The sequence below is a fragment of the Streptomyces tanashiensis genome (assembly GCF_014648895.1).
Classification (GTDB): Bacteria; Actinomycetota; Actinomycetes; order Streptomycetales; family Streptomycetaceae; genus Streptomyces; species Streptomyces tanashiensis.
On record NZ_BMRZ01000014.1, the window covers coordinates 107081 to 129301 of the forward strand.

Annotated in this window: 18 protein-coding genes; 4 read left to right on the forward strand and 14 right to left on the reverse strand. The window is 72.7% G+C overall.

All coding sequences use genetic code 11. The features are described 5' to 3' along the window. Positions 1-4: 4 nt before the first annotated feature. Positions 5-2161 carry a tetratricopeptide repeat protein gene (locus IE237_RS30960; RefSeq protein ID WP_189805442.1) on the reverse strand — a complete coding sequence of 719 codons (2157 nt, stop codon included), beginning with the start codon at positions 2159-2161 and terminating at the stop codon, positions 5-7. Then, complete coding sequence (locus IE237_RS30965; RefSeq protein ID WP_189805443.1) at positions 2158-2568, reverse strand: hypothetical protein; 411 nt, start codon at positions 2566-2568, stop codon at positions 2158-2160. The genes IE237_RS30960 and IE237_RS30965 overlap by 4 nt, the downstream gene beginning before the upstream one ends. Positions 2569-2826: 258 nt before the next feature. Between IE237_RS30965 and IE237_RS30970 the strand changes: the two genes are divergently transcribed. Next, entirely contained in the window at positions 2827-3831 is a 1005-nt protein-coding gene (locus tag IE237_RS30970; protein WP_189805444.1) for a lytic polysaccharide monooxygenase auxiliary activity family 9 protein, read from the forward strand. Here the strand turns inward: IE237_RS30970 and IE237_RS30975 are convergent. The 3 genes from IE237_RS30975 to IE237_RS30985 all read right to left on the reverse strand — a co-directional run bounded on the left by IE237_RS30975 (position 3828) and on the right by IE237_RS30985 (position 9298). Continuing rightward, positions 3828-4697 carry an esterase/lipase family protein gene (locus tag IE237_RS30975; protein ID WP_189805445.1) on the reverse strand — a complete coding sequence of 290 codons (870 nt, stop codon included), beginning with the start codon at positions 4695-4697 and terminating at the stop codon, positions 3828-3830. The genes IE237_RS30970 and IE237_RS30975 overlap by 4 nt on opposite strands. Before the next feature lie 168 nt (positions 4698-4865). Continuing rightward, positions 4866-5825, reverse strand: a complete 960-nt coding sequence (locus IE237_RS30980) for a DNA polymerase Y family protein (protein WP_189805513.1) — start codon at positions 5823-5825, stop codon at positions 4866-4868. Continuing rightward, on the reverse strand, positions 5822-9298 hold the full coding sequence (locus IE237_RS30985; RefSeq protein WP_189805446.1) for a DNA polymerase III subunit alpha: 3477 nt from the start codon (positions 9296-9298) through the stop codon (positions 5822-5824). Before IE237_RS30985 ends, IE237_RS30980 begins: the two co-directional genes overlap by 4 nt. A gap of 165 nt (positions 9299-9463) precedes the next feature. Between IE237_RS30985 and IE237_RS30990 the strand changes: the two genes are divergently transcribed. After that, positions 9464-10504 carry an ABC-2 transporter permease gene (locus IE237_RS30990; protein ID WP_189805447.1) on the forward strand — a complete coding sequence of 347 codons (1041 nt, stop codon included), beginning with the start codon at positions 9464-9466 and terminating at the stop codon, positions 10502-10504. Positions 10505-10581: 77 nt separating this feature from the next. Here the strand turns inward: IE237_RS30990 and IE237_RS30995 are convergent, their stop codons facing one another. The 9 genes from IE237_RS30995 to IE237_RS31035 form a co-directional block, all read right to left on the reverse strand. Then, entirely contained in the window at positions 10582-11475 is an 894-nt protein-coding gene (locus tag IE237_RS30995) for a S1 family peptidase (protein WP_189805448.1), read from the reverse strand. A 296-nt stretch (positions 11476-11771) separates the two neighbouring features. Further along, positions 11772-12560, reverse strand: coding sequence for a DUF1684 domain-containing protein (locus IE237_RS31000; protein WP_189805449.1), 789 nt, complete (start codon positions 12558-12560; stop codon positions 11772-11774). Beyond that, positions 12557-13873 carry an NtaA/DmoA family FMN-dependent monooxygenase gene (locus IE237_RS31005; RefSeq protein ID WP_189805450.1) on the reverse strand — a complete coding sequence of 439 codons (1317 nt, stop codon included), beginning with the start codon at positions 13871-13873 and terminating at the stop codon, positions 12557-12559. Before IE237_RS31005 ends, IE237_RS31000 begins: the two co-directional genes overlap by 4 nt. Further along, positions 13870-14895, reverse strand: a complete 1026-nt coding sequence (locus IE237_RS31010; protein ID WP_189805451.1) for an LLM class flavin-dependent oxidoreductase — start codon at positions 14893-14895, stop codon at positions 13870-13872. The genes IE237_RS31005 and IE237_RS31010 overlap by 4 nt, the downstream gene beginning before the upstream one ends. A 31-nt stretch (positions 14896-14926) precedes the next feature. Further along, entirely contained in the window at positions 14927-15901 is a 975-nt protein-coding gene (locus IE237_RS31015) for an ABC transporter substrate-binding protein (protein WP_189805452.1), read from the reverse strand. 31 nt (positions 15902-15932) lie between these two features. Further along, positions 15933-16736 carry an amino acid ABC transporter ATP-binding protein gene (locus IE237_RS31020; RefSeq protein ID WP_189805453.1) on the reverse strand — a complete coding sequence of 268 codons (804 nt, stop codon included), beginning with the start codon at positions 16734-16736 and terminating at the stop codon, positions 15933-15935. Further along, the gene (locus IE237_RS31025) at positions 16733-17626 is read right to left on the reverse strand and encodes an amino acid ABC transporter permease (protein ID WP_189805454.1); all 894 of its coding nucleotides are present in this window, start codon (positions 17624-17626) and stop codon (positions 16733-16735) included. The genes IE237_RS31020 and IE237_RS31025 overlap by 4 nt, the downstream gene beginning before the upstream one ends. 46 nt (positions 17627-17672) lie before the next feature. After that, positions 17673-19478 carry an FAD/NAD(P)-binding protein gene (locus IE237_RS31030; RefSeq protein WP_189805455.1) on the reverse strand — a complete coding sequence of 602 codons (1806 nt, stop codon included), beginning with the start codon at positions 19476-19478 and terminating at the stop codon, positions 17673-17675. Beyond that, on the reverse strand, positions 19475-20323 hold the full coding sequence (locus IE237_RS31035; protein WP_189805456.1) for an amino acid ABC transporter permease: 849 nt from the start codon (positions 20321-20323) through the stop codon (positions 19475-19477). Before IE237_RS31035 ends, IE237_RS31030 begins: the two co-directional genes overlap by 4 nt. A gap of 409 nt (positions 20324-20732) precedes the next feature. Between IE237_RS31035 and IE237_RS31040 the strand changes: the two genes are divergently transcribed. Continuing rightward, positions 20733-21212, forward strand: coding sequence for a GNAT family N-acetyltransferase (locus tag IE237_RS31040; RefSeq protein WP_189805457.1), 480 nt, complete (start codon positions 20733-20735; stop codon positions 21210-21212). Beyond that, the gene (locus IE237_RS31045; RefSeq protein WP_189805458.1) at positions 21209-22186 is read left to right on the forward strand and encodes an ABC transporter substrate-binding protein; all 978 of its coding nucleotides are present in this window, start codon (positions 21209-21211) and stop codon (positions 22184-22186) included. The genes IE237_RS31040 and IE237_RS31045 overlap by 4 nt, the downstream gene beginning before the upstream one ends. The last annotated feature ends 35 nt before the right edge of the window (positions 22187-22221 follow it).

Consider the following 22221-nt stretch of genomic DNA (forward strand, 5'->3'; position numbering starts at 1 on the left):
GCTCTCAGGAGGAGCCGGCGGCGTTCCGGTACTCGTGGAGGAGTTCCTCGGCGTGGACCGTCCACGGGTGCGCCGGGCCCAGCACCCGGATCCTGCCATCGACCAGGATCTCTCCCTGCTCGATTGCTTCGGCGTGCCGTCCCAGGGCGTGGAGCGCCACGCTGAGGTTCTGTCGCGCGTTGAGCAGCAGGGGGTAATCAGGGGTGAAGAGGCGCTCGTATCCGGTAAGCGCCCTCCTTGCGTGGGGCAGTGCCTCGGCCGGCCTTCCCATGGCGGAGAGCGCGAACGCGTAGTTCAGCTCGGCTCCGAGTGTCATGGGGTGATCCTCCCCGGTGGCACGGATGCAGTCCGCGATGACGGCAGGGCCCGTGGCGAGGATCTCGTCCCGGTCCGGCAGCGCGTCCGCTTCCGGGCGCCCGGCTGTCTCGAGGATGTACTTCCGGGCGATGAGCGTGAGCGGGTGGGACCTCCCGAGGGTCTCCTCCCGACCGCGGGCCGCCCGCCTCTTCAGGACCATCGATTCCTGGAGCCGACCACGGTTGGGCATCACGAGTGCCAGCCGCAGACACGCCTCCAGCGTGTCCGGGTCCTCAGGTCCGAGGAGCCGCTCGCAGTCATCGAGCACCTCTTCGTAAACGGTCTCGGACTCCTCGAACCGCCCGAGCCTGAAGAGCGCGCGCCCCGCCCGCATGCGAAGCCTCAGAACGAACACACTGTTGTCGGGCAGGCCGCGGACGGCGAGTTCGAGGGCTTCCCTCGCCAGCGTGAGCGCGGAGGCGTAGTCCCCCGACCTGTGCACCGCGATGACGAGCCGGAGGGCACAGTCGGCCGCGTCCTCCACGACGGCCGGGGCGGCGCCCCAGTCGGTCACGCGCCGCAGGAACGCGATGACGTGGGGAGCCAACAGGATCACCGCCGGATCCTGCTCGCCCCGCTCGGGAACCTCCGGCAGGACGGCTCTGAGGAGGCGGGCGACCGCCGTCGCCAGCCGCTCGCGCCGGTCGTCGGGAGTCGCCCGGGCGACACTGTCGAGGAGGATCCCGTGGACGCGCAGGCAGCGCACCGTTCCCGGTACGAGCTCGGTGAGCGAGTGGTCGAGGAGGCCGCGCAGGGCGGATTCGACGCGCGAGGGGTGGAGCTCCGTGCCGAGTTCGGCGCCGGCGAGGAGGGTGAGCGGAAGGGGGTCCCCCGCCAGGCAGGCGAGCAGGCGCAGCAGGACGGTCGATTCGGGGAGGCCCTGCGCGGTGAGGGCGTCGAGCGAGAGCTGCCAGGTGCGGCTGAGCAGCTGCCGGGAGTCCGTGCCCGCATCGGCGCCCCGGTCCAGGAGTTCGATGGGGTGGAAGCCGGTGCCGCCGTCGAGCCCGTGCCGGTAGTCGGCGAGGTTCCACGGGTCGATGACCTGGTGGGCGAGGAAGCCGCCGGCGAGGGTGAGCGCCAGGGGGAGGCGTCCGAGACGGTCGGCGACCTCTGCCGCCTCCTCCATGCTTCCCGCGTGGGGGGCGAGATCCTGGAGCACGAGAGCGGCGTCCTCGCGTGGAAGGACACCGAACTGGAGGAGCTCGGCACCCGGCCACCAGTGGGCCGCCGCCTGACGGGTGGTGACGATGACGATGCCCGTGGGACTGGTCCGCAGCCACCCGCCGTCGCGGAGGACGGCAGGGGTGTCCGCGTTGTCCAGGACGAGCAGCCAAGGCCGGTCGGAGGCGTCGAGATACTGCCAGACGAGATCGGCGGCGGGGCGAAGCCCGCTGCGCGCACCGGTGAGTTCGGCGTCGGTGGCGCCCCGGTCGGCCGCGACGGCGAGCATGCCTGCCCGCAAGGAGGCCGGGTCGGAGGCGTTGACCCAGAGTCCGATGCGCTCGGCGTGCTGGGTGGCATGGCGGAAGAGGGTGTACGCGACGGCGGTCTTGCCGCAGCCGCCCATGCCGTGGAGGACATAGGCGCGGTTCCCGACGCCGGGCTCGACGGCGGCTCGCAGGCGGTCCATCTCGCCGACGCGGTCGCGGAGTACGACGGGTGCGCGGCCGACCGCCGGGTGGCGTACGGAGTCGGGACCCGCCCACTCGGGGGCGTGGTGATGGTGCTCGACGATGTGCTGGTCGCCCGAGGCCTGGTACACCCGTCCGTACCCGTCGGCCCGTGCGTCGTTGGCGCCGCTCATCGCTGGTCGATGTGCTGGTCGCGGCCCGCCTGGTACACCCGGGAGTGTCCGGAGGCGGTGGCGTGCTGGTTCACCGACGGGGCGTCGGGCGTCAGCGGCTGCAGTTCGTCGATCAGCCTCCGGAGCGCCGCGGCCTCCTCGGGGTGGGTCACGAGCAGCCGCCGGATGCGGCCCTGCCACTCCGCCCCCAGTTCGCTGCCGACCTGGAGATCGCCGCCGTCCCGCGCGGCCAGCAGGTCCGTCCGGGTCACTTCGAGCTCGGCGGAGATCGCCTCGGCCCGCGCCGGCTCGGCGCGACGCCACAGCGAGGTGATCCCGTCGCTGACGCGCTGCCACGCCTCGGTCGTCAGCAGGGTGACCAACGTCGTCCCCGCCGTGCCCGCGAGCACGGCCAGCTCCGGATCCAAGAACCCGCCCCCTCAAGCCGGTTGTCATCTGTCGCCCCAGAGTATCCGGGCAGGCCCGGCCGCTACGGAGGAATCGCGCCAACCACCGGCCTGGCCCCCGGATCGGCGTCGCCGGCCCTTTCTGAGGCCACTCTTACCGGTTCCTTAAAGCGGTCCTAAGGATCGCCGCATACCGCTCTCCGGACGGTTTTTCGCCGACCGGGTCGGCTAGCTTCCGTGGCAACCCCCCACACACCCTCGTGAAGGAGTTGTCCCCCCATGACCTCTCGCCGTACGGCCACGGCCGTCGTCACCACCGGTCTGGTCCTGTCCGGTCTCGCCGTCGCGCCCGGTGCGTTCGCGCACGGTTCGATGACCGATCCCGTGAGCCGGGTCGCGGCCTGTTACGCGGAGGGGCCCGAGGCGCCGACGTCGGCGGCCTGCAAGGCGGCCGTCGCGGCGAGCGGGAAGCAGGCGTTCTACGACTGGAACGCGGTGAACATCGCCAACGCGGCCGGGCAGCACCGGCAGCTGATCCCGGACGGCAAGCTGTGCAGCGCCGGCAACGACAAGTACCGGGGTCTGGACCTGGCGCGCGCCGACTGGCCGGCCAGCAAGCTGAGCTCCGGTTCCCACACCTTCCGCTACAAGGGGACCGCCCCGCACAAGGGCTCGTTCGCGCTGTACGTGACGAAGGACGGCTACGACCCGTCGAAGCCGCTGAAGTGGTCGGACCTGGAGGCGAAGCCGTTCGTGACGGTGACGGACCCGGGGATGCAGAACGGCGACTACGTGTTCCAGGGGACCGTGCCGAAGAAGTCCGGCCGCCACCTCATCTACTCGATCTGGCAGCGCTCCGACTCCCCCGAGGCGTTCTACACCTGCTCCGACGTGGTGTTCGGGCAGGACAACGGCGGTAAGGCCCCGGCGACGAAGGACCCCGCCCCGACCGCTCCCGCTCCGACCGCCTCCGCGCCCACCGAGAAGCAGATCGAGGACGGCGCGGACAAGTCCACGGTCCAGCACGGCGGGCACGGCGGGCACGGGACGACGGCCCCCGCACCCACCGCACCGTCGTCCGGCACGTCCGGGGGCGGCACGTCCACGGGCGGTACCGCTCCCGACGCGCCCGCCCCCGCCGCCGGTTCGGGTTCCGGTGTGGAGCTGGCGGAGACGGGCGGCGACGCCGCCACCCCGTACGTCGCGGTCGGTGGCGCCGCCGGTCTCGCGCTGGGTGCGGCCCTGCTCTTCTCGACGGCCCGGCGGCGCCGGACCCGCGGCTAGCCGACCACCGAGAGGCAGGTCGTCGGGGTCGCGTGGGCCGGGTCGAGGGCGTTGGCCACCTCGTGGAAGGTGACCCGGTCCACCGTGCCGATGGCCACGTGCTCGGACAGGTCGAGCGCGCACTTGTCCTGGATGAGGACGTTGGTGACGTTCGGGCCGCTCAGGAACTGGGAGCGGTACGGAGTCACGACCTCGTCGTACTGGCTCGCGATGACGTGGTAGCGGACGCCCGGCACGGTGTCGCCGCCCGCGTTGAGCTGGGTGATGAAGGCCGAGCCGGCGATCTGGTCGGCGAGGCCGGGGGTCGTGGAGCTGATGAGGTCCTCGGCCCCGGGGAAGTACGGCAGGAGCTTGGTGAGGCCGAGCAGGGTGGTCCCGTGGTTGTCGGGGGCGATGCCGACGAGCGTGTTCACCTTCTCGGCCCCGCCGAGGAACTTGAGGTACCAGCGGGGCATCATGCCGCCCTGCGAGTGTCCGACGAGGTCGGCCTCGGGGGCGCCGGTGGCGGCGAGGACGCGGTCGACGTAGGTGTCGAGCTGTCCGGCCGACGCGGCGATGGGGCCGAGTCCGTTGAAGAAGGGAACGCCCGGCAGCTGGCCGTAGTCGAGCGAGAAGACGCAGTAGCCCCGGTTGACCAGATAGGGCGCGAGGGCCAGCCAGTTGTCGACGGAGTTCCCGAAGGTGCCGTGGACGAGGACGACGGGGCGCGGGTGCGCGGCGGACGGCTTGCAGGAGAAGTCGTTCCAGCCGCGGCTGGGGGCGGCGGCGGCCTGGGCGGCGGCGGTGGGGGCGAGGGTGGCGGCGGCGGTCAGCAGGAGGACGGACAGCGCTCTGACAGCGCGCTTCCAGGACTTCGGGGGCAGCATCGGGCGATCTCCTTGCGGCTCAAGGGGAAGGTGGGGGTGCTGTGCCCTGCGGTCCGGACCACAAGTGGGGATGCTCTCCAGCCAAATTACGCACGGGTAGCCTCGGCTGGGAAGTTACGCGTCGGTAAAAAGTGATGTGTCGTCACCACGGCGCCGGCGGGCGCGCGGTCAGGCCGCGAGGGAGCCCGGGAGGATCGCCCGCGGGCCGAATCTCGCCCGTGCCCGGTCGGCCACCGCCTCGATCCGCCGGGTCTTCTCGTCCGCCGGGTCCAGGGACAGCTGGTGCGCGGCCCCCTCGGCGTCCGTCAGGCCCTCGGCGCGCAGCGCGATGCCCCGCACCCGGGCCCGCTGGAGGCCGAGGGAGTCGTGGACGGCGTAGGCGAGGGCGGTGAGCGCCGCCGAGTGGGCGGTCGGTTCGGGCAGGGTACGGCTCCGGGTCGTGGTGCTGCGGTCGGCGTACCGCACGGTGACCGCGAGCGAGCGGCAGACCTGGCCCTCGGTCCGCAGCCGGGCGCCGAGCTCGCCGGCGAGCGAGAGGAGGGCCCTGCGCTGCGCGGTCCGGTCGGTCTCGTCGTGCGGGAAGGCGCGCTCGGCGGCCGCCGACCGGGAGACCGCGTGCGGCACGACGGGGGTGCGGTCGATGCCCCGCGCCCGCTCCCACAGCTCGCGGCCGGCCTTCGCCCCGACGAGCCGCTGGAGCACGGCGAGCGGCGCGTCGGCGACGCGGCCCGCGGAGTCGAGTCCGTAGCCGCAGAGGGTCCTGGCGGTGGCGCGGCCGACGCCGTCGAGGGCGACGACCGGCCGGTCGCGCAGGAAGGCCGCCGGGTCCTCGACGACCAGGGTGGTGCCGGGCGTGGCCTCGCGGGCCGCCAGCCGGGCCAGCATCGGGTTGGGGCCGGCGCCGATGACGCAGTCGACGCCGTACAGGGCGAGCGCGCGGACCCGGATGACCGAGGCGAGTTCGGCGGGGGTGCGGCCGAAGTAGCGCAGCGCGCCGCGCACGTCGGCGAGCGCCTCGCAGGGCGGTGCGGCCTCGACGACGGGGGTGAACTCGCCGAGCAGGTCGACCAGTCGGGGCAGTACCGCTTCGTCCGCCGGTTCCAGGCGGAACCGTACGCAGAGGATCATCCGGCGCTCCCGGGGCTGCTGTGCCACAGCTTCCGCGACGGCGTCGCGGCGCCTTCCCCGGCCGGCCGGAGGTCGGCCCAGGGGTTCATCTCGTATCCGGTGGGCATCGTGATCCGGCGTCCGTTGTCGGCCGGGCGGTTCTCCTGCCGCTGTTCGGACAGCCGCTGTTCGGACAGCCGCTGTTCGGACAGCCGCTCCCCCACCGCGTCCAGGCCGCCGGAGGCCCGCAGTTCGACCAGTTCGGCGAGGTTCCAGGCGGCGGAGCCGACCACGCTGAGGCTGCGCGGGCCGCGCCGCTGCACCACGCCCCGGACGAGCAGCAGCCAGGAGTGGAAGACGGTGTGGGCGCAGCGTTCGTGGGCGTCGTCGAAGAAGGCGAGGTCGACCAGGCCGGTGCCGTCGTCGAGGGTGCTGAAGATGACGCGTTTCCCGGAGCGGATGGGCGGGGTCTGGGTGGCGGCCTTGGCGCCCGCGACGAGGACGGTCTGCCCGTGGGCGGCGGAGCGCAGCCGCTGGGCGGAGACGACGCCGAGCTCGCGGAGGAAGGCGTGGTGGTCGCTCATGAGGTGGCGGGAGGCGTCCATGCCGAGGATGCCGAGTTCGGCGCTGAGGCGTTCGGCGTCGTCGAGGTCGGGCAGGCCGACGGGGGCGGTCTTCCCGCCCTGGGCGAGGGGCAGTTGGCCGCCGTGGGAGGCGGCTCCCCGGTGGATGCGGCGGAGTTCGGTCAGGTGGAGCAGCAGGTCGCGGCGGTTGGCGCCGAAGGCGTCGAGCGCGCCGACCTGGGCGAGCCGTTCGGCGACGGGGGTGCGCGGGCGGGCCCGTTCCCAGAAGTCGAGCAGGGAGGCGTAGGGCTGTCCGTGCTCGATGCGGGCGCTCTCGTTCTCGCTGATGCCGTGGACGTCGGCGAGGCCGAGCCGGAGGCCCCACACCTTCGGATCATCGGACACCAGTTCGATACGGTGGGCGACCGCCGACCGGTTCACGTCGAGCGGCAGCACCGGCACCCCGCGCCGCCTGGCGTCCGCGAGCAGCAGCCGCTTGGGGTACATGCCGGGGTCGTGGGTGAGCAGCCCCGCGTAGAAGGCGGCCGGGTGGTGCGCCTTGAGCCAGGCCGACTGGTACGTCGGCACGGCGAAGGCCACCGCGTGCGCCTTGCAGAAGCCGTACGAGCCGAAGGCCTCGACGATCTCCCACGTGCGGGCGACGACCTCGTCAGCGTATCCCCGGGCCGAGGCCCGGCCGGCGAACCAGAGCCTGATCCGGCCCTGCGACCCCGGGTCCGAGAGCCCGCGCCGCACCTGGTCGGCCTCGGCCCGGTCGCAGCCGGTCATGATCCGTACGATCTCGATGATCTGCTCGTGGAAGACGACCACGCCGTACGTCTCCTTCAGGGTCTCCTCCAGGTCGGGGTGCGGGTAGCGGACGGGGGCGCGGCCGTGCCGGGCCTCGATGAAGGGGCGGACCATGTCGGCGGCGACCGGCCCGGGCCGGAAGAGCGAGATGTCGACGACGAGGTCGTGGAAGGTCGCGGGCTGGAGCCGGCCGACCAGGTCGCGCTGGCCCGGGGACTCGATCTGGAAGCAGCCGAGGGTCTCGGTGGAGCGGATGAGCCGGTACGTCTCGGGGTCGCCCTCCGGGACCGCGTCGATGTCGGGGCGGATGCCGGTGGCGCGCTCGACCTCGGTGACGGCGTGGGCCATGGCGGACTGCATGCGCACGCCGAGGACGTCGAGCTTGAGCAGTCCGAGGTCCTCCACGTCCTCCTTGTCGAACTGGGACATGGGGAACCCCTCGCCGCTGGTGGGGACGACGGGGGTACGGGTGAGCAGCGAGGCGTCCGAGAGCAGGACCCCGCAGGGGTGCATGGCGATTCCGCGCGGCAGCGCGTCGAGCGCCTCGACCAGCTCCCAGAGCCGGCCGAACTTCTCGCGTTCGCCCGCGAGTTCGCGCAGTTCGGGCAGTTCGTCGAGGGCGGCGAGCGCGTCCCTGGCGCGGATGTGCGGGAAGGCCTTGGCGATCCGGTCGGTCTCGGCCGGGTCGAGGGAGAGGGCCGCGCCCACGTCCCGTACCGCGTGGCGGACCCGGTAGGTCTCGGGCATGGAGACGGTGGCGACCCGTTCGGTGCCGAAGCGGTCGATGATCGCCCGGTAGACCTCCAGGCGGCGGGCGGACTCCACGTCGATGTCGATGTCGGGCAGGGCGGTGCGGCGTGTGGAGAGGAACCGTTCCATCAGCAGGCCGTGCTCGACCGGGTCGGCGTGGGCGATGCCGAGGAGGTGGTTCACGAGGGAGCCGGCGCCGGAGCCGCGGGCGGCGACCCGGATCCCCATGGACCGGACGTCGTCGACGACCTGGGCGACCGTCAGGAAGTAGGTGGCGAAGCCGTGGTGGGCGATGACGTCCAGCTCGCGGTGCATCCGGTCCCAGTAGCCGCGCCGCTTCTCGTACCCCTTCAGGATCATGCCGGCGGCGGCCCGGGAGGCGAGGACGCGCTGGGCGGTGCGGTGCTCCGCGCCGACGAGGTACGGCTCCGGGAAGTGCGCGGAGCCGATGCCGAGGTCGTCCTCGGGGTCGACCAGGCACGCGGCGGCGACCTCCCCGGTCCGGTCGAGCAGGCGGTGGGCGGCGTCCCGGCGGAAGCCCGCGGCCTCGACGATCCGCTCGGCGGCGGCCAGCATGTCGTCGGCGCCCTTGAGCCAGGCCTCTCCGCTGTCGAGCTCCTTGCGGGGGTCGACGGGGACGAGGCGGCGGGCGGAGTCGAGGACGTCGGCGACCGGGCCCTGGCCGGGGTCGGCGTAACGGACGGCGTTGCCGAGGACGGGCCGGACGCCCTGCTCGGCGGCGAAGCCGACGGTACGGGCGGCGAGCCGCAGGGAACCGGGGCCGGTGCCGGCGCGCCCGTGCTGGACGGCCTCCAGGCACAGCGCGTCGCCGTACCGCTCGCGCCAGGGGGCGAGCAGCCGGGCGGCCCGGTCGGGGCGGCCGGCGGCGAGGGCGCGGCCGACGTCGGAGGCGGGGCCGAGCAGCACGGACACGCCGTCGCCGGCCAGGGCGGCCCTGGGCAGCAGGGGGTGCTCCGCTCCCCCGGCGTGGGCGGCGGTGACCATCGCGCAGAGGGTGGCCCAGCCGGTGCGGGAGCGGGCGAGGAAGAGGGCGCGGGGCGCGGACTCGTCGACGAAGGCCCCGCCCCGGACGGGCACCCGGCGGACGGATCCCCGGTCGGCGGGGTCCCGGCCGTCCGGTCCGGGGGCGTCGGGGGTCTCGTACGCGAGGTCCACGCCGAACAGGGGGCGGACGCCCTCCTTCTCGCACGCCTTGGCGAAGCGGACGGCGCCGGAGAGGGTGTCGCGGTCGGTCAGGGCGAGGGCGTCCATGCCCCGCTCGGCGGCGCGGGCGGCGAGGCGCTCGGGGTGCGAGGCGCCGTAGCGCAGGGAGTAGCCCGAGGCGGTGTGCAGATGCGTGAAACCTGGCATGGCCGGCGCACCTCCCGCACTCCCGCATCGAATTCGTACATACGTTCCCACCCCCTCGCTTCCACCCTAACTCATTTTCGAACGTCCGTACGATAAGCGGAACCGGTCAGCCATTCGGCCCCCACCCGCCTGCGGGGACGCCCCCCGCCCCCGAGCGTGGGGGGCATGAGCCTCGTCGATGAACTGAAAAGCGCCGTCACCCCCCGAGCCGCCCTGCTCGTGGTCGGCGTCTTCGCCCTTCAGCTCCTGTTCATCACCTCGTACGTCGGGGCCCTGCACAATCCGAAACCCACGGACGTCCCCTTCGGCGTGGTCGCCCCTCAGCAGCAGGTCGCCACCGCCGTGGCGGACCGGCTGGGGAAGCTGCCCGGCGACCCCCTCGACCCGCGCGTGGTCGCGGACGAGGCCGAGGCGCGGGACCAGGTCCTGAACCGGGACATCGACGGGGCACTGATCGTCGACCCCCGGGGCCGCACGGACACCCTGCTCGTCGCCTCCGGCGGCGGCAAGGTGCTCTCCGCGACCCTGGAGGCGATGATCACGGAGCTGGAGGCGGCCAACCAGCGTCTCGTGCGGACCGTCGACGTGGCCCCTTCCTCCTCCCAGGACTTCAACGGGCTCTCCGCCTTCTACCTGGTCATCGGCTGGTGCGTCGGCGGCTACATCTGCGCCGCGATCCTGGCGATCAGCGCCGGATCCCGGCCCGCCAACCGGGAGCGCGCGATCATCCGCCTCGGGGTCCTGGCGCTCTACTCGGCCCTCGGCGGTCTCGGCGGCGCGATCATCGTCGGCCCGATCCTCGGCGCCCTGCCCGGCAGCGTCGCGGCCCTGTGGGGCCTGGGCACCCTGGTGGTCTTCGCGGTGGGTGCCGCCACCCTCGCCCTGCAGTCCGTGTTCGGGATCGTCGGCATCGGCCTGGCGATCCTGCTCATCGTGATCGCGGGCAACCCCAGCGCGGGCGGCGCCTTCCCGCTGCCGATGCTGCCGCCCTTCTGGAGGGCGATCGGCCCGTATCTGCCCCCGGGCGCGGGCACCTGGGCGGCGCGCTCGATCGCGTACTTCAAGGGCAACGGCATGACCGCCTCGATGGCGGTCCTCTCGGTCTGGGCGATCGTCGGCGCGGCCGTCACCCTGGTGCTGTCCTCGGTGAAGCGGACGCCGAAGGCCGAGCCGATCGCCTCGGAGGTCGGCGGACCTCCGGCGTAGAGGACACGGAGAAGACCCAGGAAGCAGCGGTCCCTCCGGCAGGCGTCGGCTGCCGGAGGGACCGCGCGGAGCCGGGGTCAGAAGACGCTGACCCCGTACGCGCTCAGCGCCTCCGTCACGGGCTGGAAGAACGTCGTCCCGCCCGAGGAGCAGTTGCCGCTGCCGCCCGAGGTGAGGCCGATCGCCCGGCTGCCCGAGTAGAGCGGGCCGCCGGAGTCGCCGGGCTCGGCGCAGACGTTGGTCTGGATCATGCCGTAGACGATGTCGCCGCCTCCGTAGTTCACGGTGGCGTTCAGGCCGGTCACCGTGCCGCTGTGGATGCCGGTGGTGGAGCCCCGGCGGGTGACGGACATGCCGACGGTGGCGTTGGCGGCGCTGGTGATGTCGACGCTGCCGACCGTGCCGGACTTGGTCACGGAGGTGTTGGTGTAGCGCACGATGCCGTAGTCGTTGGTCGGGAAGCTCGACCCGGCGGTGGTGCCGAGGACGGTCGTGTGCGAGGAGTTGGACCACCAGGTGCCCGCGCCGTCGGTGCAGTGACCGGCGGTGAGGAAGTAGTAGTTCCCCGCGCCGTCCCTGACGTTGAAGCCGAGGGAGCAGCGCCAGCTGCTCGCGTAGATGGCGTCGCCGCCGGAGATCAGCTTGTTGAACGTGCCGGGGGTGCGCTCGATGCGCAGCGCACCGGCGTTGGCCCCGGCCCGCTGCTTGATCTTCGCGATCTCGGCCGGGGAGACGGTGGAGTCGGCGGTGACGACGAGCGTGCGGGTGGCGGTGTCGACGCGCCAGGCGGTGCCGGCCACGTCGGCGGCGAGGACGGCGTCGCCCGCGGCGGAGAGCTGGGTGGCGCTGAACGTCTGCGCGGAGTCGGCGTTCGCGGTGGGGACGCCGAGGGTCGCGGCGGCGGCGACGAGACCGGCGGTGAGGGCGAGCAGCCGGAACTTCTTCGTGGGGGTGGTGCGCGTGGTCCTCACTTCTTGTTCCTCCTGTGGGGGGATCCAACGGTGGGGGGAATCAGCGGTGGGGCAGGTCGGCCGGGGCCGACCCGGTACGCGGCGAGCGCCTCGGGCACCCTCACTTCCTTCCGGGAAGCGGAGGGGCCCCGGGGGCAGGCCCGTGAGGCGCCATCAGATGACGTGTTCCTGACATGTGCTGCCAGTGATAGTGGCCCTCCCCGGGCGGGCGCACAAGACCGCCTTACGCACGGGCGCCCCCGGCCGTCGTGGCCGGGGGCGCCCGTCGTCCGTACACCGGACAGAGAAAGACCTGTTCAGGCCGGGCTCAGCTGCCGCTCCCCCGCCGCGACCGCGGTGTCGAGCGTGTTCCCCGGCGGCGGGAAGGGGCAGATGAAGTGGTCCGCGAAGGCGCACGGCGGCAGCAGCGCGCGGTTGAGGTCGACCGTCACCGAGCCGTCCGCCGCCGGAGCCTCCGGCCGCAGGAAGCGGAAGCGGTAGCTGTCCCGGCCGCTGGTGGCGTCGGCGAAGACCGCCCACAGGGAACCGTCGTCCTCGACCGCCACCTGGAGGACGTGCTCGCCCCCGTGCAGCTCGAAGACCAGCTCCCCGGAGAGACCGAGGCCGCGCTCCCGCCCGTCGGCGTTCTCGACCCGTACGCTGCGCGTCTCCGGGTACGGACGGAACACACCGGGCACCACATAGCGCGCGTCGTACGGGGTGGCCTCGATGCCCCGGAAGGCGCGGCGCGCCTCCGAGCCGGGGTCGAAGTCCCGCACGGCCCAGAGCCCTTCGCGCCGCAGCACCATGAGCCGCCGGCCCGCGGACTCGACCCGGGACTCGTGGACCGGGCCGTGGTCGGCGGTGAGCCGGACCGTGCCGGTGAAGGGCTTGCCGTCGACACTGAGCCCGTCCTCGGCGCCCGCCGTCAGGACCACCTCGTCACCGTCCTCCCGCCACTCACCGGGAACGGCCGGAATGCGCCCCTCGGGGAAGTCCGCGAGCCAGTGGGTGCCCGTGAGGGAGAGCGGGCCGTACGAAGAGGCGACCGCGGCCTCGCGCTGCTCGTGCCAGTGCTGCCAGTCCTGCTGTGGATCCGTGCTCATGGTGTTCCACCTTTCCATACGGGCTCGGGAAGCCCGAGGTGCGACCGCAGCGTGGTGCCCGCGTACTCCGTACGGAAGACCCCGCGCTCCTGGAGCAGCGGGACGACCCGGTCGACGAACGCGTCGAGGCCGCCGGGGGTGAGGCGCGGGACGAGGATGAAGCCGTCGGCGGCGTCGGCGGCGACGAACTCCTCCAGGGCCGCCGCGACCGTCGCCGGGGAGCCCACGAAGGACTGCCGGCTGCCGGACTCGATGACCGTCTGACGGATCGAGAGCCCCTTCTCCTCGGAGAGCGCCCGCCACCTCCTCGCCACCGCGACCGGGTCGGCGACCCGCACCCTGCCCTGGACCAGCGTGGAGTCCGGGTCGGGGTCGACGTCCGGGAGCGGGCCGTCGGGGTCGTATCCGGACAGGTCGCGGCCCCAGACCTGTTCGAGCGCGAGGATCGCGTTCTGCGGGGAGACCTGCTGCCGGCGGATCTCGGCTGCCCGCTCCTGCGCGTCGGCGTCGGTGTCGCCGAGGACGTACGTCACCCCCGGCATGATCTTCAGGTCGCCGGGTGCCCTCCCGTACCGGGCGAGCCTCCCCTTGACGTCGGCGTAGAACTCCCGGCCGGCCTCCAGGGTGGAGTGGCGGGTGAAGATCACGTCGGCGGCCGAGGCCGCGAACTCCCGCCCCTCGGCGGAGTCCCCGGCCTGGATGACCACCGGCTGCCCCTGCGGCGAGCGCGGTACGGGGAACTCGCCCTCGATCCGGAACTGCGGCCCGCTGTGCGCGAAGGGCCCCGGCTCGCCGTCCGGTGTCCAGGAGTCCCACAGCTCCCGGACGGTGCCGAGGAACTCGGCGGCCCGCGTGTACCGGTCGGCGCGGTCCAGATAGCCGCCGCGCCGGAAGTTCTCGCCGGTGAAGGCGTCGGACGAGGTGACCACGTTCCAGGCGGCCCGGCCCGCGCTGAGGTGGTCGAGCGAGGAGAGCCGCCGGGCCAGTTCGTACGGCTCGTTGAAGGTGGCGTTGACGGTGGCCGCCAGGCCCAGCCGGTCGGTGACCGCGGCGAGCGCGTTCAGGACGGTGATCGACTCGGGCCTGCCGACGACGTCCAGGTCGTGGATGCGCCCCGCGTGCTCGCGCAGCCGCAGCCCCTCGGCCAGGAAGAAGAAGTCGAAGAGCCCGCGCTCCGCGGTCCTCGCCAGATGCTCGAAGGAGGAGAAGTCGATCTGCGAGCCGGAGCGCGGATCGGCCCAGACGGTGGTGGAGTTGACGCCGGGGAAGTGCGCGGCGAGATGGATCTGCTTCCGGCCCGTGGCGGTGCTCATGCGCCTGCTCCCGTCGTGGCGTACTGGCTGAGGGGGCGGGCGAGTCCCAGGTGGTCGCGGAGGGTGGTGCCCTCGTAGGCCGTACGGAACAGGCCGCGGTCCCTGAGCCGGGGCACCGTCCCCGCGGCGAACCGCTCCAGGTCCCGCTCCGGCACGGCCGGCACGAGGTGGAAGCCGTCCACCGCGCCGCCCCCGTGCCAGCCGGCGATCAGCTCGGCGAGCGCCCCGGGCCCGCCCTCGTACGCGTCGAGGTCGACGGTCAGCGAGAGCAGGACGCGCAGCTGCCCGGGGTCCCGGCCGTGGGCGCGGGCCCCCCGGCGCAGTTCGGCGCGGAGGGCTGCGGCCTCCTCGGCGGACGTGGCCCTGATCAGGGCCACGTCGGCGTGGTGGGCCGCGGTGTCCCGGGCGGCCGGGCGAGTGGCGTCGACGACGGTCACCGGGTTGCCCTGCGGCGGCCGGGGCACGATCGAGGGGCCCTTGACCGAGAAGGTCGCGCCCTGGAAGTCCACGTGGTGCAGCTTGCGGCGGTCGACGAACCGTCCGGTCGCCACGTCCCGTATCTCGGCGTCGTCCTCCCAGCTGTCCCACAGCTTCCGGGACACCTCGGCGACCTCGCCCGCCTCCTGCCAGAGTTCGGCGGCGGGCGGGGCCGGGCGGCGGCCGAGGAGCCGGGCCTCGGCCCCCGTCGGAGAGACCGCGATCCGCCAGCCCGCCCGGCCCCGGCTCACCCAGTCGAGGGTGGCGACGGCGGCCTGGACGTGGAACGGCTCGGTGTGGGTGGTGGTCACGGTCGGCACGAGCCCGACGGAACGGGTCTCGGGGGCGACCCGGGCGAGCACGGCGAGCGCGTCGAGCCCGGGCCCGGCGAAGGAGTCGTCGTGGGTGAGGAAATCGAGCGCGGCGGCCTCGGCGAGCCGTGCGAGCGCGACCGTACGGGCGGCGGTGTGCGGACCGGGATCGGCCCGGCCGGAGCCCGGGGCGAGCTCGGCGGCGAGATGGAGCGGTCGGGTGCTGGTGGTCATGCGGTCTCTCTCGGAACAGATGGGGCGCGGGTCAGTTCTTGGTGCGGGGCAGGCCGGGCGGGTTGATCTCCGACTTCTCCACCGCCTCGGTGCTCAGCCCCCACCGCTTGAGGACCTGTGCGTACGTGCCGTTCTCGACGATGTGGTCGATCGCGGCCGCGTAGGCGGCGACCAGGCCGCTGTCCTTCTTCGTGGTGGCCGCGATCTTGCCCTGGAGCCCGGCGCCCGCCCCGGAGAACTTGCCGACGGCCTCGGTCTGTCCGGCGGAGGCCACGTGGTACGCGACGGTGGGGTTGGGGCCGAGGTAGCCGTCGATCCGGCCGGACTGGAGGGCGAGGTAGTAGTCGGTCGTGTTGTCGTAGTACTTGATGTCGACGCCCTTGCGGCCGGCCTTCTCGTTCTGCCGGGACCAGTCGACGAGGATCTTCTCCTGGTTGGTGCCGCTGCCGACGGCGATCCGCTTCCCGGACACGTCCTCCGGGCCCTTCACCGTCCAGCCGGAGCCCTTCTTCGCCTCGAAGGCGAGGTCGTCGAGGCGGTAGGTCGCGAAGTCGTACTTGTCCTTGCGCTCCTCGGTGACGGTGACGTTGGAGAAGACGCCGTCGTACTTGCCGCTGTCCAGGCCGACGAAGAGGTTCTCCCAGGAGACCGCGTTGAACTCGGGCTTCAGGCCGAGGGTGTCGGCGACCAGGGTGGCGAGGTCGAGCTCGACGCCGATCAGCGTCTTGTCGTCGGTGGCGCGGAAGGCGAGCGGCGGGTTGCTCTTGGCGGAGACGCCCAGGATCAGGGTGCCTCTCTTGCGGACGGCCTCGGGCAGCTTGCCGGCGATCGCGTCGACCTTGGCGGTGTGGACGCGGTTCTGGTTCGGGCCGACGTTGATGCCGGTGTCCTTCTGGCCCTCCGGCTTGATCTCGCCGACGGCGGCGTCGCCCGAGCCGCAGGCGGTGAGGAGCCCGAGGGCGGTGAGCGAGGCGAGGGCGGTGAGGAGGGTGCGACGGGTCTTCATGGCAGTACAGCTCCTGTGAAGGGGTGGGTGGTCAGAGGACCTTGGAGAGGAAGGCGCGGGTCCGCTCGTGGCGGGGGCTGTCGAGCACCTCGGCCGGCGAGCCCTGTTCGACGATCCGGCCCTCGTCCATGAAGACCACGGTGTCGGCGACCTCGCGGGCGAAGCCGATCTCGTGGGTGACGACGATCATGGTGGTGCCGGAGGCGGCCAGGTCCTTGATGACGTCGAGGACCTCGCCGACGAGTTCGGGGTCGAGCGCGGAGGTCGGCTCGTCGAAGAGGAGCAGGCTCGGTTCCAGGGCGAGCGCGCGGGCGATGGCGACCCGCTGCTGCTGTCCGCCGGAGAGCTGCTTGGGGTACGCCTCCGCCTTGTCGGCGAGTCCGACGCGTTCCAGCAGCTTCCGGGCCGCGGCCTCGGCCTCCTTGCGGGGGCGCTTCAGGGCCGAGACGGGCGCCTCGACGATGTTCTCCAGGACGGTGAGGTGCGGGAAGAGGTGGAAGTTCTGGAAGACGAAGCCGATCCGGGTGCGCTGCCTGAGGATCTCGCGCTCGCGCAGCTCGTAGAGCTTGTTCCCGGAGCGGCGGTAGCCGACGAGGACGCCGTCCACGCCGACCGTGCCGCTGTCGACCTTCTCCAGGTGGTTGATGGTCCGCAGCAGGGTGGACTTGCCGGAGCCCGAGGGGCCGAGGACGACGGTGACCTCGCCGGCCCGGACGTCGAGGTCGATGCCGCGCAGGACGTGGAGGGCGCCGAAGCGCTTGTGGACGGCGCGGATCTCGACCTTGGCGGTGGTGGTCCCGTCGACGGGGTCGGCGGTCTTGGTGACGGAGCTCATCGGACGCTCCCCTTCGCGTAGTGGCGTTCGACGTAGTGCTGGACGACGGAGAGCGCGGTGGTGAGCAGGACGTACCAGGCGGTGGCGACCATGAGGAGCGGGACGACGCGTCCGTTGCGGCCGTAGACGACCTGGACCTGGTAGAAGAGTTCGCCGATCGCCATGACGGAGACGATCGAGGTGCCCTTGAAGAGCGAGATGATCTCGTTGGCGGCGTTGGGCAGGATCGAGCGCATCGCCTGCGGCAGCACGATCCGCCGCACCTGCCGGAGCTTGGGGATGCCGAGGGAGGCCGCGGCCTCCAGCTGGCCCTCGTCCACGGCGAGCACGCCGCCCCGGACGATCTCCGCCGCGTAGGCCGCCTGGTGCAGGGCGAGTCCGAGGACGGCGGCGCCCATCTCGCCGACGAGGCCCATCGTGTCGAAGGAGAGGAAGCTCGGCCCGAAGGGGATGCCGATGCTCAGTTCCTTGTAGAGGTAGGCCAGGTTGAACCAGAAGAGCAGCTGGACGATGAGCGGGATGGAGCGGAAGGCCCAGATGTAGCCGAAGGCGACCGACCGCAGGAACGGGCTGGCGGACAGCCGCATGAAGGCGAGCACGATGCCGATCGCGAAGCCGAGCGCGGTGCCGTAGAAGGTGAGCTGGAGGGTGACCCAGACGGCGTGGAGGATCGTCTCCGTGGTGAAGAAGGCCGCGAAGACGTCCCATTCCCAGCCGGGGTTGGTGACGAGCCCGTGGACGAACTGGACGAGCAGCACGGCGGTGGCGGCGACGGCCACCCAGCGCCAGGGGTGGCGCACCGGGACGACCACGAGTGCGGGCACGGACGCGTCGGCGCCGGGGTCCTTCGTGACGGCTTCGGTGGCGGGCGGATCGCTGGTGAGAGACATGGCGGTTCCTCGGGAACGGGGCACGGGGAGCAGAAGGGGGCGCGGTTCAGGCGCTGAGCGGGGCGGGGAGCCGACACTCCCGGTCGCGCAGGAAGGCCAGGGCGGCCCGCGCGGTGACGTCGTTCTGCCCGAAGGCGACCCCGCCGGTGCGGGGCCGGGTGAAGGCGCTCCCGGTGCGGGCGGTGGTGTGCGGGCCGAGGGCGAAGCGGCGCGGGTGCGGGCGCCCGTCATGCTCCAGGATCCTGCCGTCGACGGGGTCGACGACGAGGAGGCCGCCGGTGGTGGCCCTGGTCCCCTCCTCGTACAGGGCGCGCAGCAGCGTGCTGCCGGTGAGCTCCAGGGTGGGGTCGGGGATCCGGGCCTCGACGAGGGCGCGGGCCTCGGTCCACTCCCCCGGTACGGCGGCGGACGCGGCCCGGAAGAGGCCTCGCTCCTCGTCGGTCTCGACGGTGACCTGCGGGCCGAGGAAGCGGACGACACCGGCGCGGGAGAGGGCGAGGAGCTGCCGCAGCCGGGGGCCGGGCGGCCCGGAGGCGAGGTAGCTGAAGAAGCCGTGCCACCAGCTGCCGGGGTCCAGCCGCTTGCCGAGGCGCAGGAGCTGGCCGTAGACGGAGAGCAGGCCGGCGAAGACGGCGGCGTCGGGGCTGTGGGCCGGGTCGTGACGGCGGGTCAGGTCCTCGGTGATGTAGTCGCGCAGGCCCTGCTGGAGCGCTTCGGCGGAGTCGTAGCGGAGGCCGTCCAGGGGGTGGTCGAGGGCGTCGAGGTCGAGCCGGTCGGCGGGGTCCGGGACGGCGGCGGCGACGACCGCGGCGAGCTCGGCCCCGCGCGGCGGCGCCTCCTCGTAGGCCTTCTCGAAGTCGCTCCAGGCGAGCGCGGTCCGCTCGGGGTGGGTGGAGAAGAGCCGGTGGTAGTGGGCCCAGCCGAGTTCCTTGTCGATGAGCGGCCAGACGTCGCGCCGGAAGTCGATCGGCCCGGCGCGGCCGAGCAGGGCGTCGGTCTGCTCGGTGCCGAAGAAGCGGGGCAGCGGGGGACGTTCGCCGTCGAGGACGTAGCCGATCTTCGAGTGGTACGGGACGCCCCGGCGTGATCCGACGTGCAGCACCGGCTCCTCGCCGGAGGGGACGTAGACGAGCGCTTCGCCCTCGCCCTCGTACCGTCCGCCGCGGCCCTCGGTGAGCAGCACCATCAGGTCGACGAAGGCGAGGCCGAAGCCGCGGACGAGGACGGGTTCGCCGGCGGGCAGGGCGGCGAGGTCGGTGTCGGCGGTGAAGTCGGGCGGGAGGTGGACGAGCCGGTGCCGGGCGGCGAAGGCGGCGAGTTCCCGCTGCTCCCGGTCGGGTTCGGCGTCGAGGTGGCCGACGGTGAGGACGACGAGGTCGGCGAGGAGGGGGACGGCGGTGCCCGCCAGCCAGACCCGCTGGCGTCCGTCGCGGGGGCCGCTGACCCGCAGGGCGGTGGTGCGGTGCTCGTGCACGGTGACGGAGGCGGGCAGGGCGGCGCGGGCCCGTTCGTACACCCAGCGCAGATAGGCGCCCTGCTGGGGCCGGGTGGGGAAGGTGCGGCCGTCGATGCCGGCCCATTCGGCGAGGGTGGGTCCGGGGCGGACGGGTCCTTCGAGGTCGACGGTCTCGTCGGTGAACATCGTGACGTCCTCGGCCTGGGAGTTCATCCAGAGCAGCGGGGACTGGGCGGTGCGCCAGATCCGGCCGGGGCCGGGCGGGTGCGGGTCGACGAGGTGGACGTCGAGGGGCTCGTCGCCGTACAGCTCGGGCAGGTTGGCGGCGAGCCGTTCGAGGAAGCCGGTCCCCCGCGGCCCGGCGCCCACGATCACGAGGGAGCGGCGCGGGCTCATCGCGCACCGGCCGTTCCGCGGGCGTAGTGCCGCTCGACGTAGTGCTGGCCGAGGGAGAGGACGGAGGTGACGGCGACGTACCAGAGCGTGGCGACGAGCAGCAGCGGGATGATCTCGTACGTGCGGTGGTAGACGAGCTGGGTCGAGTAGAGCAGGTCCTGGACGGCGATGACGGAGACGATCGAGGTGCCCTTGAGGGTGCCGATCAGCATGTTCCCGGCGGGCGGGACGATCGCGCGCATGGCCTGCGGCAGCACGATCCGGGAGAGCCGGCGCCACCGGCCGAGGCCGAGGGACTGGGCGGCCTCGATCTGCCCCCGGTCGACGGAGAGGATGCCGCCGCGGACGACCTCGGCGGCGTAGGCGGCCTCGTGCAGGGTGAGGCCGATGACGGCGACGGCGACGGGGCCGAGGAGGTTGACCGTGTTCACGCCGAGGATCTGCGGGTAGAGCACGCCGATGTTGAACCAGAAGAGCAGCTGGACCAGGATCGGGGTGGACCGGAAGAACCAGACGTAGCCCCAACTGACCGCACGGAGAACGGGGTTGGCGGAGAGTCTGAGGACGGCGAGCAGGGTGCCGAGGACGAAGCCGAGGGCCATGACGAGGGCGGTCAGCCACAGGGTGAGGCCGAGGCCGCGCAGGACGGACGCGGAGGTGAAGTACTCGGCGACGACGTCCCACTGGAAGGCCTTGTTGCGGACGACCGAGACGAGCCCGAGCGCGAGCAGGACGAGGACGGCTCCGGCGGCCACCCACTGGCCGGTGCGGCGGGTGGGGACGATGCGCGGGGGTGGTTCGGCCGGCGGGGCCGTGGAAGGCGTTTTGACGAGGGTCGCGGACATGCGAGGGCTCCGTGGATGCCAGAGGGCGGATCGAACACGGGGTGCGCCTTCACACGCTGAACCGCGGATCCGGGCCCCTCAGCCCGATCCGCCCTTCGAGGCTATGCGGTCAACACGCCCCGCTGTCAAGGGTGTCCGCACTGTGAGCCGTACGTCTCATCGCGGTTGACGCGGGACCGGATGCCTGTTCCACTGGGGCCATGCATCCGCAGCAGCTGGTCACGCGCTCCCACATCGACTTCGGTCGCGTGTGGTCCTCTTCCTGTTGAGCCGACCTTCTGCTTCTCCCTGCCCGCGTGATGTTTTCCGCGGCGCCTTCACACCCGGGCCCCTCGTGAGTGCCTGAGCTCTCCCCTCCCCTCGCCCTGCCTTGCGTTCCTTGTCTCCTCCTTCGCCCTGAAGGACCGTCATGACCTTCGCGTTGTCCGTGCACCGGACCACGACCACCGACCCCCTGGCCCGCCCGCTCCTCGACGAGCTGGCGTACGAGTACACGACCCGGTACGGCTCCGCACACGATCTGAGCCGCTATCCGGCGGCGGAGTTCGCCCCTCCGCACGGCGCCTTCCTTCTCCTCCTGGAGCAGGGCCGGCCCGTGGCGGGCGGCGCCTACCGCCGCTACGACGAGGACACCGCCGAGCTGAAGCGGATCTGGACGCACTCGGCGCACCGCAGGCGCGGTCTCGCCCGCCGTGTCCTCACCGTGCTCGAACGGGAGGCCGCCGCCCGCGGCTACTCCCGCATCTACCTGACGACGGGGCCGCGCCAGCCCGAGGCCAAGGGCCTCTACCTGGCGAGCGGCTACCGCCCGCTCTTCGACGTGTCCGCCGATCCCGAGTCGATCGGCCCGCTGCCGTTCGAGAAATTCCTGGAGAACCCGAAGCCATGAGTACGCGCACGAGTTCCGGCACCGCACGCACCACCCTCGTCTTCGCCCTGATCACCGCGGCCGCGCTCGGCCTCACCGCCTGCTCGGGCGGCGAGCCCGCCACCGCCCCGGCCGGGGCCTCGGGCGCGCCGGGCGCCGCGAAGGGCGCGCTGCCGACCGAGGACGTGGTGGCGGCGGTGAGGAAGAACGAGGCGGCGGCGAAGCTGCTCCCCGCCGACGTGCGGCAGCGCGGCAGCCTGACGTTCGCCGCCTCGGTGAGCAATCCGCCCAGCGCCGCCTACCTGCCCGACGGCAGGACCGTCGTCGGGGTGGACGCCGACTTCTCGGCCGCCGTGACGAAGGCGCTCGGTCTGGAGCTGAAGCGCGAGGTGGTCGGCTTCGAGGCGATCCTGCCGGCGCTGGGCAGCGGCAAGTACGACGTGGGCACCGGGAACTTCGGCGTGACCGAGGAGCGGCGGAAGACCATCGACTTCGTGACGTACATCAACGACGGGCAGGGCTTCGCCGCGCGCGCCGACAGCACCCTGAAGGCGGTCACGGACCTCACGCAGCTGTGCGGCCTGAAGGTGGCCGTGAACGCCGGCACCACGTTCGAACGGACCCTGGAGAAGAACAAGGGCCGGTGCGCGGAGGCCGGGAAGCCGGCGTACGAGGTGAACGTCTACAGCGAGACCGGGGCGATCTGGATGTCGCTCCAGCAGGGCCGCAGCGATGTCGTGATGAACACGATCAACGGCGTGCGGTACGCGGTGACGCAGCAGGAGAACCTGAAGTTCCTCAACGAGTACCGCCGCCTCGACGTCGGCTTCGCCTTCAGGAAGGGCACCCCGCTCGCGCCGGCCTTCCAGGCCGCGGTGAACGGACTGAAGGCCGACGGGACGTACGACAGGATCCTGAGGAAGTGGGGGGTGACGGCCTCGGGCATCGAGCGGTCGCAGATCTCCCCGCCGGAGATCCCGGCGCCGAAGAAGTGACGGCACCCGGGGCTCCGGCGGGGACCCGGCGGACG